11 protein-coding genes are annotated in these 16,799 nt (G+C 70.4%); 3 read left to right on the top strand and 8 right to left on the bottom strand.

Going from position 1 to position 16,799, the window contains the following annotated elements:
* Positions 1-23: 23 nt before the first annotated feature.
* The 4 genes from I6A81_RS10335 to I6A81_RS10320 all read right to left on the bottom strand — a co-directional run bounded on the left by I6A81_RS10335 (position 24) and on the right by I6A81_RS10320 (position 6,202).
* A complete protein-coding gene (locus tag I6A81_RS10335) occupies positions 24-1,319 on the bottom strand; it encodes an amidohydrolase family protein (RefSeq protein WP_203002313.1) in 1,296 nt (431 codons plus the stop codon).
* A 95-nt stretch (positions 1,320-1,414) separates the two neighbouring features.
* Complete coding sequence (locus I6A81_RS10330) at positions 1,415-2,878, bottom strand: aldehyde dehydrogenase family protein (protein WP_203002314.1); 1,464 nt, start codon at positions 2,876-2,878, stop codon at positions 1,415-1,417.
* An 80-nt stretch (positions 2,879-2,958) separates the two neighbouring features.
* Complete coding sequence (locus I6A81_RS10325) at positions 2,959-5,247, bottom strand: molybdopterin-containing oxidoreductase family protein (RefSeq protein WP_203010165.1); 2,289 nt, start codon at positions 5,245-5,247, stop codon at positions 2,959-2,961.
* Between the two features lie 124 nt (positions 5,248-5,371).
* Entirely contained in the window at positions 5,372-6,202 is an 831-nt protein-coding gene (locus I6A81_RS10320; protein ID WP_203003545.1) for an SDR family NAD(P)-dependent oxidoreductase, read from the bottom strand.
* A 307-nt stretch (positions 6,203-6,509) separates the two neighbouring features.
* Here I6A81_RS10320 and I6A81_RS10315 point away from each other — a divergent pair, with 307 nt between their 5' ends.
* The 3 genes from I6A81_RS10315 to I6A81_RS10305 all read left to right on the top strand — a co-directional run bounded on the left by I6A81_RS10315 (position 6,510) and on the right by I6A81_RS10305 (position 9,897).
* Entirely contained in the window at positions 6,510-7,442 is a 933-nt protein-coding gene (locus I6A81_RS10315) for a cyclase family protein (protein ID WP_203003544.1), read from the top strand.
* 86 nt (positions 7,443-7,528) lie between these two features.
* Entirely contained in the window at positions 7,529-9,175 is a 1,647-nt protein-coding gene (locus I6A81_RS10310) for a class I adenylate-forming enzyme family protein (protein ID WP_203003543.1), read from the top strand.
* A gap of 200 nt (positions 9,176-9,375) precedes the next feature.
* A complete protein-coding gene (locus tag I6A81_RS10305) occupies positions 9,376-9,897 on the top strand; it encodes a flavin reductase family protein (protein ID WP_203003542.1) in 522 nt (173 codons plus the stop codon).
* Positions 9,898-9,927: 30 nt separating this feature from the next.
* Here the strand turns inward: I6A81_RS10305 and I6A81_RS10300 are convergent, their stop codons facing one another.
* The 4 genes from I6A81_RS10300 to I6A81_RS45485 form a co-directional block, all read right to left on the bottom strand.
* Complete coding sequence (locus tag I6A81_RS10300) at positions 9,928-10,602, bottom strand: TetR/AcrR family transcriptional regulator (protein WP_203003541.1); 675 nt, start codon at positions 10,600-10,602, stop codon at positions 9,928-9,930.
* A 193-nt stretch (positions 10,603-10,795) separates the two neighbouring features.
* Positions 10,796-12,151, bottom strand: coding sequence for an ABC transporter substrate-binding protein (locus I6A81_RS10295; RefSeq protein ID WP_203003540.1), 1,356 nt, complete (start codon positions 12,149-12,151; stop codon positions 10,796-10,798).
* A 341-nt stretch (positions 12,152-12,492) separates the two neighbouring features.
* Positions 12,493-13,692, bottom strand: a complete 1,200-nt coding sequence (locus tag I6A81_RS10290) for an ABC transporter substrate-binding protein (protein WP_203010164.1) — start codon at positions 13,690-13,692, stop codon at positions 12,493-12,495.
* Between the two features lie 120 nt (positions 13,693-13,812).
* Entirely contained in the window at positions 13,813-16,659 is a 2,847-nt protein-coding gene (locus tag I6A81_RS45485; protein ID WP_203003538.1) for an ABC transporter permease subunit, read from the bottom strand.
* Positions 16,660-16,799: the final 140 nt, after the last annotated feature.

The raw sequence follows: 16,799 nt of genomic DNA, 5'->3' as shown, positions 1-16,799 counted from the left end.
CCCGGTCGTCCAGGTTGGACAAGCTAGTTCCGCTCGGGCACGAGAAGCCCGATCTGGGCATCCGCGGCGACGCCCATGGTCTGCGCCCGGGTGCGCATGGACCGCAGCTCGGTGTCGACGCCGGCCGCGGCGGCCTCCGCCCGCAGCGCGCCTACGGTGCAGTCCTCCTTCGGTCGGTGGGCGAACGGGTCGAAGCTGAACAGCCGGTTGGCGTTCTCGTGCGTGATGGCGTTGATGACGTCGTCGGACAGGCCCTGCGTGCCGGCGAGGGCGGCCTCGGGCGAGGTCGGCCAGTCCGAGTCGGAGTGCGGGAAGTCGCATTCCCAGGTCATGTTCTGGGTCCCCGCGCGCTCGGCGACGTCCGGCGTGACCCGGTCGTCGAGGAAGCAGGTGATGATCCGGTCCCGGAAGACCTCGCTGGGAAGCTGGTCGCCGTAGTCCTGGCCGGTCCAGCCGGACTGCTTCTTGTAGACCAGGTCGATCTTGTCGAGGAAGTACGGAAGCCAGCCGACCCCGCCCTCGGACAGCGCGATCTTCATCCGCGGGAACTTCCGGAAGATCGGGGACCAGACGAGGTCGGCGGCGGCCTGGACGATGTTCATCGGCTGCAGCGTCGCGGTGACGTCGAAGGGCGCGTCGGGCGCGGTGACCACGATCGTCGAGGACGAGCCGATGTGCAGGCACGGGACGACTTCCAGGTCCTGGCAGGCGGCCCAGAACGGGTCCCAGTGGTCGGAGTGCAGGCTCGGGAACCCCAGTTTCGACGGATTTTCCGAGAATGACACCGCCTTCACGCCGCGCTCCGCGTTGCGGGTCAGTTCCTGGATGGTCAGCTCGATGTCCCAGAACGGCACCAGGCCGAGCGGGATGAACCGGCCCGGCGCCGCGCCGCACCAGGACTCGACGTGCCAGTCGTTGTAGGCCCGCAGCGCGATCAGCGCGACGTCCTTGTCCTGCGCCTCGGCGAAGACCTGACCGCACAGTCGCGGGAAGGACGGGAAGCAGAGCGAGCCGAGCACCCCGTTGGCGTTCATGTCGCCCACGCGGTCCGCGACGTCCCAGCAACCGCGGCGCATCTCGTCGAAGCTGGTCGGGTCCACGCCATAGTCCTCCCGCGGCCGGCCGGCGACCGCGTTCAGTCCGATGTTCGGGAACGCCCGACCATCGTAGAGCCAGACGTCGTCGCCCGCTTCGGTCCGCACGACCCGTGGGAAGGCATCGTCGCCCCGGTGCTTCGCCGGCAGGTGCCGCTCGAACATGTCCGGCGGTTCGACCACATGGTCATCGACGCTCACCAAAATCAGGTCTTCGATGCGCATACGTCCACTTTAGCAAGTGCGTACTTACCTGCCAAGTGTTGACCGAGCCGGCGCCCCACGGCCGGCCCGGTCCGCGCACCCGGCGGCGGATCCGCTCAGACGTTGATCAGGACGTTCTTGGTGTGCAGGAACTCCCGGATGCCCTCGAGACCGCCCTGGCGGCCGTAGCCGCTCTGCTTGATGCCGCCGAACGGGTGCGCCGGCGAGATCGGGCCGGGGCCACTGCCGTTGATGTGGACGCTGCCCGCCTCCAGCGCCTGCACCAGCCGGTGCGCCCTGGCCATGTCATTGGTCTGGGCGTAGGCGGCCAGGCCGAAGCCGGTCGAGTTGGCGATCCGCACGGCCTCCTCCTCGGAGCCGAACCGGATCACGCAGAGCACGGGCCCGAAGACCTCCTCCTGGGCGATCTGGGAGGTCGGGTCGACGTCACCGAGAACGGTCGGCTCGACGAAGAAGCCGCCGGCGAGCTCACCCCCGACCCGGCCACCGCCGGTCAGGACCTTGCCGGCGCCCGATGTGGCGGCCCGGTCCACCATGCCGAGGATCCGGTTGACCGCCGCCCCGTTGATCACTGGGCCCATCGTGGTCGCCGGGTCGAACGGGTCACCGACGACGACCTTCGCGACGTGGCCGAGCAGGCCCTCGACGACCTCGTCGTAGACGCTCTCGTGCACCATCAGCCGGGTCGGCAGCGTGCAGCCCTGCCCGGCGTTGCCGGTGAAGCGGGCCGCGAGCTGGCTGGACCGGGCGAGGTCGGCGTCGGGGAAGACGATGTTCGCCGACTTCCCGCCCAGCTCCATCACCATCGGCTTGAGCGTCTCGGCACAGGCGGCCTGCAGCTTGCGCGCCGTCGCCGTCCCGCCCGTGAAGACGATCTTGGCGATGTCGGGGTGCCGTACCAGCGCGTCGCCGACGTCCGGGCCACCCGTGACGACGTTGACGACGCCGGCCGGGATGCCCGCCTGCTGGGCGAGCTGCGCGAACAGCACCGGCGAGAACGGCGCGACCTCGGGCGTCTTGATGACGAGCGTGCAGCCGGCGGCGAGCGCCGGCGCGCCGCCCATGCCGCAGAAGCCGAGCGGGCCGTTGCCCGGCACGATGAGCCCGACGACGCCGACCGGCTCGGGGACGGTGTAGTCCAGGCCCGTCGACGGGTAGGCGCGGATCGTCTCGCCGGAGATCTTGTCGGCCCATCCCGCGTAGTACCGCAACCAGTCCGCCACGTACCGGGCGTTGTACTCGGAGAAGGGCGAGCCGACCTCCAACGTGCAGATGACGCCGAACTCCTGGGCGTTCTGGTCCATCAGGTCGGCAAGCCGGTTGAGCACGTCCCGACGGGCGTCCGGCTGCCAGCGGCGCCAGTCGACGAACGCCGCGCGCGCCGCGGCCGTCGCCGCGTCGACGTCGTCGCGGCTGGCGATGGCGAACTCCTTCTGGACCTTGCCGGTCGCCGGGTTCACGTGCTCCATGAACCCGGCCGCCGGATGCTCGACGAACTGGTCACCGATGACCAGGCCGGATCGCAGGGTCTTGACCCGGTCCTGCGGTGCGATTGCCATGACGTGCTCCCCTTCGAGAACAGTGGGTCGGGACTGGAATCGGGCTGGCCGGGCCGGAGACCGGCCGGCGGGTACAGGGCTCAGGCGCCCGCCTCGGTCACGGCGACGGGCGGCCGGCGGGCGGCCGGCCCTGGCTGGGTGTTCCCGTCGGTACCCGGCGCCGGTGGCCCGAGCGGTCGCAGGCGTACGGGTATCGCGCTCTGCCTGGGCATCCCGACCACGTGGCTGAAGGATGCCTCGGTGTCGACGAGCATGCTGGTGTTGGCGCCGTCGACGAGGGGGTCGCCCGCGCCGTCGGCCGCTCCCCAGCAGTGCGCCATCGACACGACGCCGCGGCGCAGCGCGTCCTCCTGCTCGACGGGCGCGACGACACTCCCCCTGGCGGAGACGACCCGGACCAGGTCGCCGTCGGACAGGCCGAGCTCCGCCTGGTCGAGTGGATGGATCCGCAGCGGGTTGCCGCCATGGCGGGCCCGGTAGTCGCCGAGCGTCTGGCCCCAGGAATTGTGGTAACGCGACAGCCGCCGACTGATCAGCAGGTAGGGCAGGTCCTGCGCGTCAGCCGGGGGCGTGGTCCCCGCCCGGCGCCGACCCGTCGGCTGCCCCGGCGCGGGGCCCACGGCGGTGCGCTCGGCCGCGACGGCGGCAAGCTCGTCGATCATGAGCGGGTCCGCCAGCGCCAGCCGCTGGCCGTCGTCCAGCCGCTCGTCGGGCCGCACGACCACCGGCGGGAGCTCCGGCGCGAGGCCATGGGGGTGTTCTCGCAGCGTGGCCAGCGGTATCCGGGACCCCGTGCACAGTATTTCCCAGAGCTGCTCGGTGGTTGGCTTGACCCGCGGGTCGAAGGTGTCCGCCACGTTGATCGGGACCGGCATGCCGATCCGCCCGCGCAGGTCCCACTGGGTGCCCATGCGGCGCGCGAGCGCCCAGAAGAACTCCCACTCCTCCACGAGGTCGCCCGGCGGCGCGACCACCGCGGGGGCGTACTGCGCGAAGGCCTTCGGGAACCTCAGGTCGCTGGCGAGCGTGACGTCGGACCGCTCCAGGCTCATCGGAGCGGCGATCAGGAAGTCGGACAGGCGAGCGGTCTGGGTCATGCGCACGTCGAGGGTGACCAGCAGCTCGAGCGAGCTCAGCGCCTCGATCGACTTGGCCATGTCCGGCAGCGCCACCAGCGGGTTCCCGCCGGAGACGATCAGTGCGCGCAGCTGCCCGTCACCCGGTGTGAGGATCTCGTCGGCGAGCGCGGCCGCCGGGAGCTGGTCGTACAGGTTGGACAGGCCGCGCACGCGTGGCTGCGGGCCCTTTCCCCACGGCTGGCGCGGCCCCCGGACGCCCTCGCGCAGTGAGCGGCCGCCGCCGAGCACGCCCGGGTTCGCGACCTGGTCGCCCGCCCGCATGTATCTGCCGCACAGGCTGTTCAGGCACAGGAGCAGGTACTCGCTGAGGATCGGGTGCGGCGCCATGTTGATGCCGGTCCCGCCGATGGCGCAGCCGCGGCCGGCCGTGGCGAACAGCCGGGCCGCGGCGATCAGCTGGTCCACCGCCACGCCGCCGCGCGCCGCGGCCGCCTCCGGGTGGAAGGGCGCGACCGCGGCCCGCAGCCGCTCGAGACCTTCGGTGTAACGCTCGGTGAACGCGGAGTCGTACAGGCCCTCCGCCAGGATGACGTGCACCATCCCGGCGAGGACGGCTCCGTCCGTTCCCGGCACCGGCTGCAGGTGGATGTCGGCGAGCGCGGCCGTCTCGGTGCGCCGCGGGTCAATGACGATCACCTTCAGGCCGGCGCGGCGGCGCTCCCGGATCGCCCGGCGCGGGTTCGTGACCGGCATCCCGATGTAGGACGCGGTGGCCGACACCACCGGGTTGTTGCCGACGAACATGACGACGTCGGAGCTCGCCCACTCCTGGAAACCCGCGGGCCAGCTGCCGTGCAGGGCACGCGCCACGTCCTTGGCCGGCTGGTCGATGGTGTACGTCGAGTACAGCGACGGAGACCCGACGCCGCTCAGCCAGGCGGTCGCGCCAGCCAGTTGGAGAACCTCGTAGCCGCGCGTGCCGACATAGAGACCGACCGAACGCGGGCCGTGCCGGTCGACGATCTCGCTCAGCCGGTCGCCGATCTCGGCGACCGCCGCGTCCGAGCTGACCGGCTCCCACCGTTCACCGGCGCGGCGCAGCGACCCGTCGAGCCGGTCGGGCGCGTTGTGATCCTCGGCCAGCGCGCGGCCCTTGCTGCAGGTGAATCCGCGGGACAGCGGATGGTCCGGGTCCCCGTCCACACTGGTCACGCGCCCGGTCGCGTCGTCGACGGTCACGGTGATCCCGCACAGCGCAGGGCAGATCCGGCAGTAGGAATGGGCGATCATGCGAACCTCCTCCGGGCCGCCAGGCGCCGACCGCACCGCTTCCGGGGGTCGGCATGGCCCCGCTGTGCGTCAACCCGGGCGGCCACGGCGCCGGCGGCCCGCGGCTGGCATAACCAGGGCGTGCTCACCCGCGGGCAGGCGCGTGCACCCGTCGAGCCTCTGCCCTCGTGCCCGGCAGGGCCTGCTTGACGCAGCAGCCACCGTCCGCGTACATGTCGCTGCCGGTCATGAACTCGGACTCCGACGAGGCGAGGAAGACCGCGGCGGCGGCGATGTCCGCCGGCGTGCCGAACCGGGTGATGTGGGTGAGCCGCATGGCCGCGCTCATCGACTCGTCGGCCGCGAACCGCTCCGCGAGCGGGTTCGAGACGACGAAGCCGACGATGATGGTGTTCGCTCGGATGTTGTCGACGGCGTAGTCCACCGCGACCGACCGCGTGAGCGCCTGCAGGCCCCCCTTGGCCACGGCATATCCGAACACCCTCGGTGACGCCTTCACTCCAGCCGCGGAGGAGACGTTCACGATCGAACCGTGGCCCGCCGCCTGCATGTGCGGGATGGCGTAGCGCGACATCCAGTAGGCGCCGTACAGGCCGACCCGCAGGATCTCCTCGAAGTTCTCGGTGGTCACGTCCGTGAGACGGCCGTCCCGGTTGCCAGGCCCGACGAGGTCGGTTGGCGCCGCGTTGTTCACCAGCACCGTCGGCGGGCCGAACTCCCGCACCGTGGCGTCGACGGCCGCGGCGACGTCCGCCTCGACGCTGATGTCCGCGCGCGTGAACGCGGCCTGACCGCCGGCCGCCCGGATCAGGTCGACCACCCGGTCGCCCTCGGCCTGCCGCCGGCCGGTGACCATCACCCGGCCGCCTTCCTCGGCGGCGCGCAGGGCGATCGCCTCGCCGATCCCGCCGGTGCCACCAGTCACGATGATCGTTTCGCCTTCGAGGCGCTGCATATCGGAACCTCCATGGTGCGAGGGGCGGACCTCCCACGGGCGCCTGGACCCGCGGGAGCGCGTGGGCTGGCGAGGCGTTGGCACCCGCCAGCGGAAGCGTCGTACGACGCTCGAGGCGCCGGGATCGCATTGTAAAGTATGTACTAACTGTGCTAACTTCACCAGCGCGCCAGCAACCGCGCCGCCGCGCCATGACGCCGGCGCGGACGGACCGTCCGCTCGCCGCGCGACGGCGTCCCACAGTCCCAGGCGGGTTGATCGCCGTCCGCGGTCCCGGCCTGGTCGTGCATGCGGAAGAGGGAGACCGATGAGGCTGACTGCGCAGGATGTCCGCCGGTACGGCAAGCGCCTCTCGAACTGGGGACGGTGGGGAGACGACGACGAGCTCGGCACCCTGAACCACATCGGTGCCGAGCAGATCGCGGCCGCGCTGGCACTCCCCCGCGCCAACCGGTCCGTGTCCCTGGCGATCGACTTCGGCGCCGACGGCCCGATGCCCGACCAAGGCCGCTACAACCCCAAGCACGTCATGGTCGAGACCGGAGCCACGATGGAGCTGCCCGGTGGCTTCCGGTACGCCGACGACACCGTGGAGATGTCCCTCCAGGCCGCGACCCAGTGGGACTCACTCGCGCATGTCTTCTACGACGGCATGCTGTACAACGGCCGGCCCAGCTCGCTGGTGACGGAGTCCGGCGCGGCCGCCAACGCGATCACCGCGGTCCGCGACGGCGTCGTCGGTCGCGGGGTGTTGCTGGACGTTGCGCGCCAGCGTGGCATCCCCTGGTTGGAGCCGGGAACGGCGATCCAGCCCGACGAGCTTGCCGCCTGCGCCGCCGCGCAGGGCGTCGGCGTCCGCCGCGGCGACCTCGTTCTCGTGCGTACCGGTGCCGTCGGGCAGCAGCTCGCCGCGGGCACGTGGGACCCGAGCTTCGTGTTCGGGCCGTCGGCCGGTCTCGGGTTCGCCTGCGCCGAGTGGATGTCCGTGAACGAGATCGCGGCCGTCGCCGCGGACAACGTGGCCGTCGAGGTCATGCCGGGGGAGGTCGATGACTGTCTCATGCCGCTGCACATGGTCTGCCAGCGGGACATGGGACTCATCTTCGGCGAGATCTTCAACCTGGAGCGGCTGTCCACGGCCTGCGCGGCGAGCGGACGGTACGAGTTCCTCCTGGTGGCTCCTCCGCTGCCGTTCGTCGGCGCGGTGGGTTCACCCGTGAATCCCCTGGCGATCCTGTGAGCGGCGGGCGGCTCGGCGACCTGTCCGGCCTGGCCCCTGCGGGTCTCCCGGCCGACACGGTCAGCTCCGAACCGGGAGCCGGCACGGTGAGGACTGTCGAGCCCGGCTTCCCGGTCCATCGGGACGCCGCCGCCAACGTCGCGGCCGATCTCGATGCCGCCGCCTTACGCGGCCCCGCGGCGACCGCGGTCGTCCGGGCCGACGGGTCCGATTCCGTGAGCTATGCCCAGCTGCACGCGCACGTCGTCCGTATCGCCATCCTGCTGCGACAGGCCGGCGTCCGGCGCGGCGACCGAGTCGCGATCATTCAGGGAAACAGCTGGCAGCACCTCGCCTCGTGGTTTGCCATCCTGCGCTGCGGCGCGCTCGCGGTTGATCTCAACATCGTCGTCAGCGACGAGCAGTGGCGACAGATGATGACCGACTGCCAGCCTGTCGGGATCCTCACCGACGACGACTACCGGACGGGTGCCGTCACCGCCGCGGCGGCCGCGGCGGCCTCGCTGGGCGTGACCATCCCGGTCTGGACGGCCGCGGACGCCGCGGCCGATCCTGGCCTCGCCGACGGGGCGAGCGATCTGGACGGTCTCGGCGCCCTCGAGCCTGTCCACCCGAGCGACCCGGCGGTGATCGCCTACACCAGCGGGACGACCGGGCTCCCGAAGGGCGTCGTGCACTCACACGGCGCGCTCCGTAAGGAGCTGGACCTGCTCACCTCGGCGATGGGCTATGACCCCTCATGGGCGGTCTACGTCGCGATCCCGCTGTTCTCCCTGCATGGTTTCCTCCCGCAGGCGGCGATGAGCATACGTTGCGGGGGGACGCTCATCATGGCCGCGAAATTCGATCCGCGGGAGTTCGCCGCCGCCTCGCGACGCTGGTCGATCACATACACCACGTTGTCGTCGCCGATGATCCCCGCGATCCTCGCGTTACCCGCCGACGAGCGTCCCGACCTGACTGGCGTCCGGTTCATCAGCTGCGGCGGCGCCCCGTTGCACCCTGAGCTACGGGCAGCCTTCACGGAGCGCTTCGGCGTGCGGCTGACCGAGGGCTACGGGCTCACGGAAGTGATGGGCGCCTTCGTGATGAACATTGATGGCACGGCGCCGCCAGGCGCGTCCGGGCGGTGTTACTCGCTCGGCCCGGCGCCGGGCATGCGGATCCAGGACGACGCCGGGCATCCGGTGCCGATCGGCGAGATCGGCGAGATCGCTTTCCGGGCCGAGCACGCGTTGCTCGGCTACTGGCCCGACATTCCCGCCCACGACGGTCCCGGATCATGGTTTCCTACCGGCGACGTCGGCCGGCTGGACTGGGACGGCTACCTCTACCTGCTGGACCGCAAGAAGGATGTGATCCTGCGGGGCGGATTCACGCTGTACTCAGCCGAGATCGAGCGGGTTCTCCTGGAGGAACGGGTCGTCCGGGAGGCGACGGTCATCGGGGTACCGGACCCACGGGTCGGCGAGATGCCCGTCGCCTTCGTGGTCCTCCAGGAGGGCGCCACCGCCGACGGGACAGCTGAGACGCTGCGCGCCACCGTCCGCCAGCGGCTCGGGCCGCTCAAGACGCCGGAGCGGGTCCTCCTGGTCACGTTCGAGTCCCTGCCCCGCAACGCGTTGGGCAAGGTGCAGAAGAACGAGCTACGGGCTCGCGCCCAGGCCATCGGCTCCGCGGCTGGCCGCGACGACACCGGCCGGCCTGGGCCCTACGAGGTGTCCGGACCGTAGGCGGGGCGCCGGCCATGCCAGACCACCGCCGCGGCCGGGCGACGCACGAGGCCCCCGTCAGCCAATTATCGATCAACTGAGTGGATACGTGCGCGCCATGGACGCCGTCGCGTCTCGGATAGCCACCCCGACTTCACCTCGGGCCAGCGGGGATTTTCCGCGGCTTCCGGCGGGCAACGCAGCACTGGAAAGGTACAGACGTGACAACATCCCCCGAGGTTCTCACCGAGGCGTTGAGCCGTTTCGCCTCAGGAGTGACGGTCGTGACGACGCGCGATGCCACGGGGAAGGCCCACGGGTACACCGCGACGGCCTTCTCGGCGGTGTCCCTCGACCCACCGCTCATTCTGAGCTGCCTGAGCCGGTCGGCCTCCTGCTTCCCCGTGTTCGCCGCGGCCAAGTCATTCTGCGTGAACGTCCTGTCCACCGACGACGAGGGCCTGGCGCGTCACTTCGCGACCAAGATGGCGGACAAGTTCCTCGCCCACGACTTCGCGCCCGGGTACTGTGAGATGCCCTCGGTCACCAGCGCGCTCGCCGTATTCGGCTGCGACGTCGAGACCGCGCATCCCGCGGGCGACCATGTTGTGATCATAGGCCGGGTCCGTGCCGTGACCCTGACACAGGGAAACCCGTTGCTGTACTACCGGCGGAAGTTTCAGGGTCTTCCGGCCTCAACCGATGGCGCAAGGACGCCCGCCACGCCAGCTCACGCCAGCTGACGCGGTCGGGCCCATTGTCGAGCCGGTCGGTCAGCCAGCGGGAGTGACGCGCCGCGATTCCTGGCCGACCGGCCCTGACAGCGGCATCGAGTCCCACCGGACTCGACCATAGGTCGCGATCTGCGCGATCTCGTACACGATGAGGTCCCTGCTCGGCAGGGCACGCCCCTCGAAGGCACGGTCGGCTACCGCCATGCCCGCGACCATGGACACTATGGCCCTGGTGGCGATCTCGTTGCGGGCGGGGCGGCCGGCCTGGGCGAGCCGACCGACCCGCACCAGCTTGCCGAACGCCGCCCAGACGTCCTCCTCCACGGCCGCGGCGGTCAGGTCGGAGCCCTCGGCGCTGGCGTTCCCCCATACCGCCGCCACCAGGCCCCGATGGCTCCTGAACAGATCGAAAAGCTGCCCGACAAAATCCAGCGTGATCTCGAAGAGGTCGTCGTCCGGCTGGGCCCCGCGCTCGTACTCCGCCACGAAGGCGTCGACGAAGTCGGTGAAAGGCTTTACCATGGCCTCGCGGAACAGACCGGCCTTTGAACCGAAGTAGCGGAACATCAGCGTTTCGGAGACGTCGGCGCGGTCCGCGATCTCCCTGGTCGGGACGCCGTATCCGCGAGCGTTGAACAGCTCGACCGCGGCTTCGATCAGAAGTCGGCGAGGTTCACCCCGCGGTCGTCGCTGCCGGGTTCCCTCGGACGTCATCGCCAACACCTCTCGACTGTTTCAACACGGCGGCCGGACGATGATCCGGCGCGTATTTTCTCGCAAGGATACCGCAGCGCGCCGGACGGGCCGGACTCCGACAACCGACGGCGGTGAACGTCGTCGACGGCGAGGCGGAGAAGCGGCCCAAACCGCCGGTGGCCGACTTCTTCGGCGCCCAGTTCTTCGGCGCTCAGTTCTTCGGCCCCCGAACCACCGACTCCGGGTACACCGTCGAGAGCAGACCCTCGAACCGAGGTACCCCGTCCACCACCCGCCGCAGCGTCAGCCAGTCGCCCTTGAGACCCTTGCGGTCGTAGGGGCCGAAACTGATATAGGTGCGGGGCCCACCAATCATGGTGGGCAGCATCGTGAGCGACTCCAGGCCGCGCACCACTCCTTCTGGAGTGAGGAGGTCCGCGGCCGCGATGCCGGCGAGGGTCGCGCGGGTCTGGTCATAGGTGCAGCCGATCATCGCGTGCAGAATGCGCCTGCCGAACCGCCGCTCGAACCGCTCCGTCACCGGCCAGAAGTTCGGGTTCGGGTTTCCTTCCTCGTCGCCGATCTGGTCGACGCCGACCCAGCCCTCCAGGTCGCCCAGGATGGACGCCTCGTTGATGTACCAGAGGAAGGCGGTGCTCGCGATCCGCGGCGGGTTCCAGTCCAGGTCCGCGAGGATCGGATTGAACATTGCCATCGGGTACCCGTAGCCGCAGTAGGCGATCGCGTCGGGACGGACCTCGTCACGCAGCCGGGCCAGGCCCTCGACGAGGCCGACTCCGTTCGTCTCGATCGGTACCTCCGCCACCACGTCGAGTCGGTTGCGGCGGGCCGCCGCGCGGAAGGCGCCAGAGTACTCCGCGCCACCGGGCGACAGTTCGGTGACCATCGCGGCCCTGAAGTAGCCCTTGGTACGCAGCCACCCGGCCATGACGGCGCCCTCTTCGGAGACTCCACCGTTGCCCGTCGTGAAGCCATACCGGCTGTGGAAGGCCTTGGCGCCGTTCGTCGAGACCAGCGGCACCCGCCTGCGCTCCATCGCGGGCAGCAGGGCGAGCGCGTTGTCCGTGATGTAGGGGCCAAGCACCGCGAGGCATCCCGCGTCACAGAGCGCCTCGTAGCCTTCGACCGCGACCCGCGCCTCCCCCCGCGGCAGGCCGCGGGCCACCCTGGGGATGATCTCGATCGGCCGGAAGAGCTCCTCGCCGTTGAGCGCGTCCTCGCATGCCAGCAACACGGCGTCCAGGCAGTCTCCCAGGAGCGCGCCGGTGTCGATGTCGATCAGGTAGCCGATCCGGACCGGGCTGAAGTCGGCGATGCGGGCACGGACGGCGTCCCGACGGGGTGGAGCAACCAGCAACGAGGCCTCGGGGCGCTCGGCGTTGGTTCCCTGACCGCCGTTGTGCCACGGGTTGGGCTTGCCGACGGGGGTCGGCTGCACGCCCGAGAAGTGCGAGGCGCGCGCGCGGCCGTTGTCCGCTTCCGCCTTCCACCGCCGCCGCGCTTCCTCGACCTTGCCGGCCAGGTCCTGCGCCGCCTTGTCAGCCACTCCTCGACTCCAGTCCGTCGCCGCGGTCATTCATCAAGTTAGCGCACACTTCGCAAAATTCCCTTGTTCGCGGTTCCGGGGCGGCGGACGTCACAGGCCGCCCCGTCTCGCCGTCCCGATCTGGCCCGCGCGGACCCGCCACCGCGTGCCGATCGGGTGGCGGGCCCGGAGATCTCCTGGGGGGAGCGGTTCGACCGCCGACGCGCACACGGCGTGATCGGCGGCCGGGAAGACCGGCGCACCTTCTGGCCGGTCGACCCGACCGGCCAGAAGGCCGCGCGTTGGCCCAGGTGTCACCATCCAGGCCGTCAGGTACCGACGCGGATGTCAGCGACCGACGGTCAGACGCAGGTGAACGGGGCCACGGAGGTGTACTCGTTGTTCAGGAATCGCACCATCCCAGAGCATTGCGCGGTCTGGTCACGGGCGGCCGGCCAGGTCGTCTTGAATCCACCTTGGCCCTGGTCCCAGGTGAAGTTCTCCCCGACCTCGATCACCTTGTCGGGGTCCCCGCCGGCCTTCTCCAGCAACGCGATGTAGAGGTCGGTGGCCAGGTAGGCGATCAGCGAGCCGAAGGTGATCTTCTTGCCGGCCGCCTCGAAGTCCGCCACGATCTGCTTGCTGACCGTGGAGTTGTCGAGCGGCGTCGGGACGACGCTGACGATCCACGAGCCGTCCAGCGCCTTCGCCAGGTCGGGCAGGGTGTCGATCAGGCCCGGCAGGTAGGCGGCGGCGTTCACCATCTGCCCCTTGAAGCCGTTGGCGAGCAGGGTTCCCTGCACGGCCGCGTCGGCGACCAGGTCGGCCACGATGAAGACGATGTCCGGATTCGCGCTCAGGACCGGGTCCACGAACGCCTGCACGTTCGTCGTCGACGCCGGGATGTCGGCCGCGGTGAAGACGATCTCCGCGTTCAGGTCCTTGGCACGGTCAGCGATCTGCTTGACGAACGAGGCCCCTCCGGAGGCGTTCGAACCGACGACCGCGACCTTCTTGCCCGTGAGGTCCTTCGCGTCGACGGTCTTCGGAAGGTTCATGACGAGCGCCGGCTGCGGGTTGGTCGCGACGTCGGGGACGTTGCAGCCGTTGAAGGCGAAGCCCGCCGGGTTGTTACACATGCTCGCCTCGTAGCCGAGCCCGACGTAGGGCACCTTCTGCTGCTCGAGGAAGGCCGCCGCCGCCGGCGACAGCACGGTCGGGAACTCGGGGACGATCGCGTCCACCTTGTCCCGCTGAACGAGCTGCCGGACCGAGGACAGGCCCTTGTCCGCGCTGCCTCCGTTGTCGGTGATCCCGAGGAACTTGATCGGGTGGCCGTTGACTCCGCCATCCTTGTTCGTTCTGGCGAGGCGGGCCTCGACGCCCTCCTCGGCCCCGCTGAATCCCGTCATCGAGCCCTCGCCGGCGATGACGATCGGTTCTCCGGCCTTGATGGACGAGCCACCGCCGTCGTCGGAACTCGACGAGCTGGAGCACGCGGCGAGCGCGATGACCGCGACAGCCGATAACAGGCTGGCGGTTCTGCGCATGATGGGTTTCACGATCTTCCTCCAAGGTTTGCGAACTCGACTCGGTGGCGCCACCCGGTCTGTGAGATCGGGGCAGGCGAAACAGGCCCGGGTGGTGGGACGTGGGCCAGGTGGTTGGTGTCGACGGCCCGTTCAGCTCGGCGCGGGCGCGAACAGCGAGGCGATCTGTTCGCTGACCTGGTGCCGCCTGTGGTCGTCGGAGAGGTGCTCATCGGTCATGCCGTAGGCACGGGCAAGGGCATCGGCCGGGACGGCGTCCGAGGGGCCTTCCCAGATCACCCGGCCGAGGGCGAGCAGCACGAGGTGTTCGCCGATCGCCGTGTTGATGGACTGCTTCTCGTCGGCGAGCACGACGACGGTGCCCTCCCCACGGCACTCCCGCAGCATGTCCAGCACCCCCGCCGCTATCTGCGGCGCGAGGCCGAGGGTGGGTTCGTCCACGAGCAGCACCGGCGGCGTCCTGACGATCATCGGCGCCAGCGCCAGCATCTGCTGTTCTCCCCCGGACAGGCTGCCGGCGGGGATCCCGCGGCGTTGCGCCAGGGCGGGGAACCGCTCGAACGCGAGTGCCACCTCCTCCGGGGCGGTCAGGGACAGCCGGAGGTTGTCCTCGACCGTGAGACCCGGGAAGATTCCACGACCTTCGGGGACCAGGGCCACCGACTCGGGTCGCCTGTCGTCGCCGTTCGGGGTCCGTTCGTGGAGCGCGCCGGCCCGGATGTCGACGATGCCCGCCATGGCGTTGAGCAGGGTGGACTTTCCGGCCCCGTTCGCGCCGAGCACCACACTGATCTTTCCGCGTGGGAACGCCGCGTCGACTCCGTGCAGCACCTCGACGAGGTCGTAGCCGGCGCGCAGGCCGGCGAGCACGATCGCGTCGCGATCCGGGTCCGCCGCGTCCACGGGCGCCTCCGTCGCCGCTGGCATGCCGGTTCCGGTCCGCGCGGGGGCGGTCTCCTCGGCGGCCCCGACCGGCGGGGCACCGGTGGCGGCCTGGGTCCCGGCGCCGGGAGACACCGTCGCGGTAGCCGACCGGTTGCGTCGCAGGTGCCGCCAGCGGGAGAACCGCTCCAGCGCGCCGTCCGGATTGCGGACGAGGTCGATGACGGCGAGCCCGAACAGCATTCCGGGGATGTAGGCCGACTCGGTGCCGCCCCAGCTGAACAGGTTGAACGGCGCGGTGAACCCGGAGCTGACCAGCGCCGGCATGAGAATGAGGGACAGTCCCCCGACGATGGCGCTCAGTGGGCGGTTGACGCCCAGCACCACCATGATTGTCAGCCAGGTGAGCCCGTCCAGGGCTGACGTGCTGTCGTTCGAGACACCCTGGTCGACCAGCAGCAGCAGCACGCCGCCGAGCCCCGCGATGGCCGCCGACATGCACACCAGCCGCAGCCGGGTGGCGACCGCGGACACGCCGAGCGCCGAGGACGCCGTCGGCGACGCGCGCAGGGCGAGGATCGCCCGGCCGGACGACGACTGGCGGACGTTGCTGATCAGCCACGTGAGCAGGCCGATCACGACGGCCAGGACGATCAGCAGCGTCCGGTCGTCGCCGAGATCGAGGCCGGCGATCACCGGCCGCGAGACCAGCCAGCCCGACGAGGCGTTCGTGAGATAGGACCAGCCGAGGATCAGGCTCTGCCCCATCAGGGCCAGCGCGAGCGTCGCCAGGGTCAGGGGAACGCCCCCGAGCCGCAGCGACGGAAGCGCGACGATGACGCCGAGCGCCACCGCGATGAGGATCCCCAGCACGGCCGCGGGCAGGAACGGCCAGCCGTAGCGGGAGACGAGCAGCCCGGTCGTGAGCGCGGCGGAGATCGAGAAGGCGGCCTGCGCGAGGCTGACCATTCCGCCGAGCCCGGTCATCACCGTGATCGACAGCAGGATCACCGCGATGGCCAGCGACCGGACGGTCAGCGAGACCCAGAAATCGTCGAACGCGAACTCGGCCAGGAGCAGAAAGGCGACCAGAACGGTGGCCGACGGCGCGAGCCGGCGCCAGACGGGCAGGTCGGCACGCCAGTTCGACGCGCCGAAGGAGGTCCCCGCGATCCCGGCGAGGCGGACCCGGCGGCGGCCGAGCACGAGCAGGCCGAGCAGCAGCAGCACGAAGGGAACCGCCTGGCTGAGCTGCGGCACGCTGTCGACCTTGACGTACCGGTACGTCAGGTTGATGAGGACGCCCAGCACCAGGCCGCCGACGAAGGTGCGGGGGACGGACTCGAACCTGCCGAAGACGACCGCGGCCGCGGCGACGAACAGGGCCAACGTGAACACGCGCGAGTCGAGTTGGCTGAGGATCGGGGCCCCGAGCACGCCCGCGACCGAGGCCAGCATGCTGCTGAGCACCGCGGTGCGCCGGCCGACCATCACCTTGTTCACCCCGCGCAGGGTGGCCAGGTCGCCGCGGTCGCGCACGGCGCGCATCTGCAGGCCGAAACGCGTCCGCGACATCAACCACAGGCCCACACCCAGTACCACGGCCGCCACGATGACCGCGAGCTCGTTGGACGTGATGATCAGGCCCTGCGTTATCTTGTACGACTCCGCCGGCTGGAACAGAAGACCCGGCGCGGACGGGACGTCTGTGCCGGACGGCAGGTCCCAGCCGCCCCAGGCGTTGCCCTTCTCGATGACCAGCAGCGCGGTGGCCGGCAACGCCACCAACAGACCCACGGAGGTCACCAGCTTGACCGCGTCGTCGGCGGTGGCCAGCCGACGGTAGACAAGCCGCTCGAGCAGCAGACCGATCAGGGGGCCAAGCACGAAAACCACGAGCGCGGCGGCCAGGAAGCGGTTCCACCCGAGGCCGGAGTTCAGCTCGTAGAAAGTCAGCGCGGCCGCGAAGGCCACGCCGCCGTAGGCCAGGTCGAAGATACCCGTGACGGTGTAGGTCACGACCAGGCCGACGCCGATCAGCGAGTAGATTCCTCCCGCGATCGCGCCGGTGAGCACCGCGCGCACAAAATCGCTCACCTGCTCGCACCACCGCGGTCACGAGAAGGAACCGGTAGGGCATTCGGCTTGCGCCACGCCGGGCCGCCGGTCCCGGCGTGCGCCGGTAAGAACAAGTCCTTCATCGTCTTCCGCCGTTCGCATCAAGTCAGATCTTGTCG

The organism is Frankia nepalensis, assembly GCF_016786325.1.
Taxonomy (GTDB): domain Bacteria; phylum Actinomycetota; class Actinomycetes; order Frankiales; family Frankiaceae; genus Pseudofrankia; species Pseudofrankia nepalensis.
The sequence above is the reverse complement of the archived record's forward strand: the minus strand, read 5'-3'. Positions and strand labels throughout refer to the sequence as shown.

Bases quoted from the DNA above. Each gene is read 5' to 3' on its own strand.
- I6A81_RS10335 (WP_203002313.1), bottom strand. From the start codon at position 1,319: ATGCGCATCGAAGACCTGATTTTGGTGAGCGTCGATGACCATGTGGTC.
- I6A81_RS10330 (WP_203002314.1), bottom strand. From the start codon at position 2,878: ATGGCAATCGCACCGCAGGACCGGGTCAAGACCCTGCGATCCGGCCTG.
- I6A81_RS10325 (WP_203010165.1), bottom strand. From the start codon at position 5,247: ATGATCGCCCATTCCTACTGCCGGATCTGCCCTGCGCTGTGCGGGATC.
- I6A81_RS10320 (WP_203003545.1), bottom strand. From the start codon at position 6,202: ATGCAGCGCCTCGAAGGCGAAACGATCATCGTGACTGGTGGCACCGGC.
- I6A81_RS10315 (WP_203003544.1), top strand. From the start codon at position 6,510: ATGAGGCTGACTGCGCAGGATGTCCGCCGGTACGGCAAGCGCCTCTCG.
- I6A81_RS10300 (WP_203003541.1), bottom strand. From the start codon at position 10,602: ATGACGTCCGAGGGAACCCGGCAGCGACGACCGCGGGGTGAACCTCGC.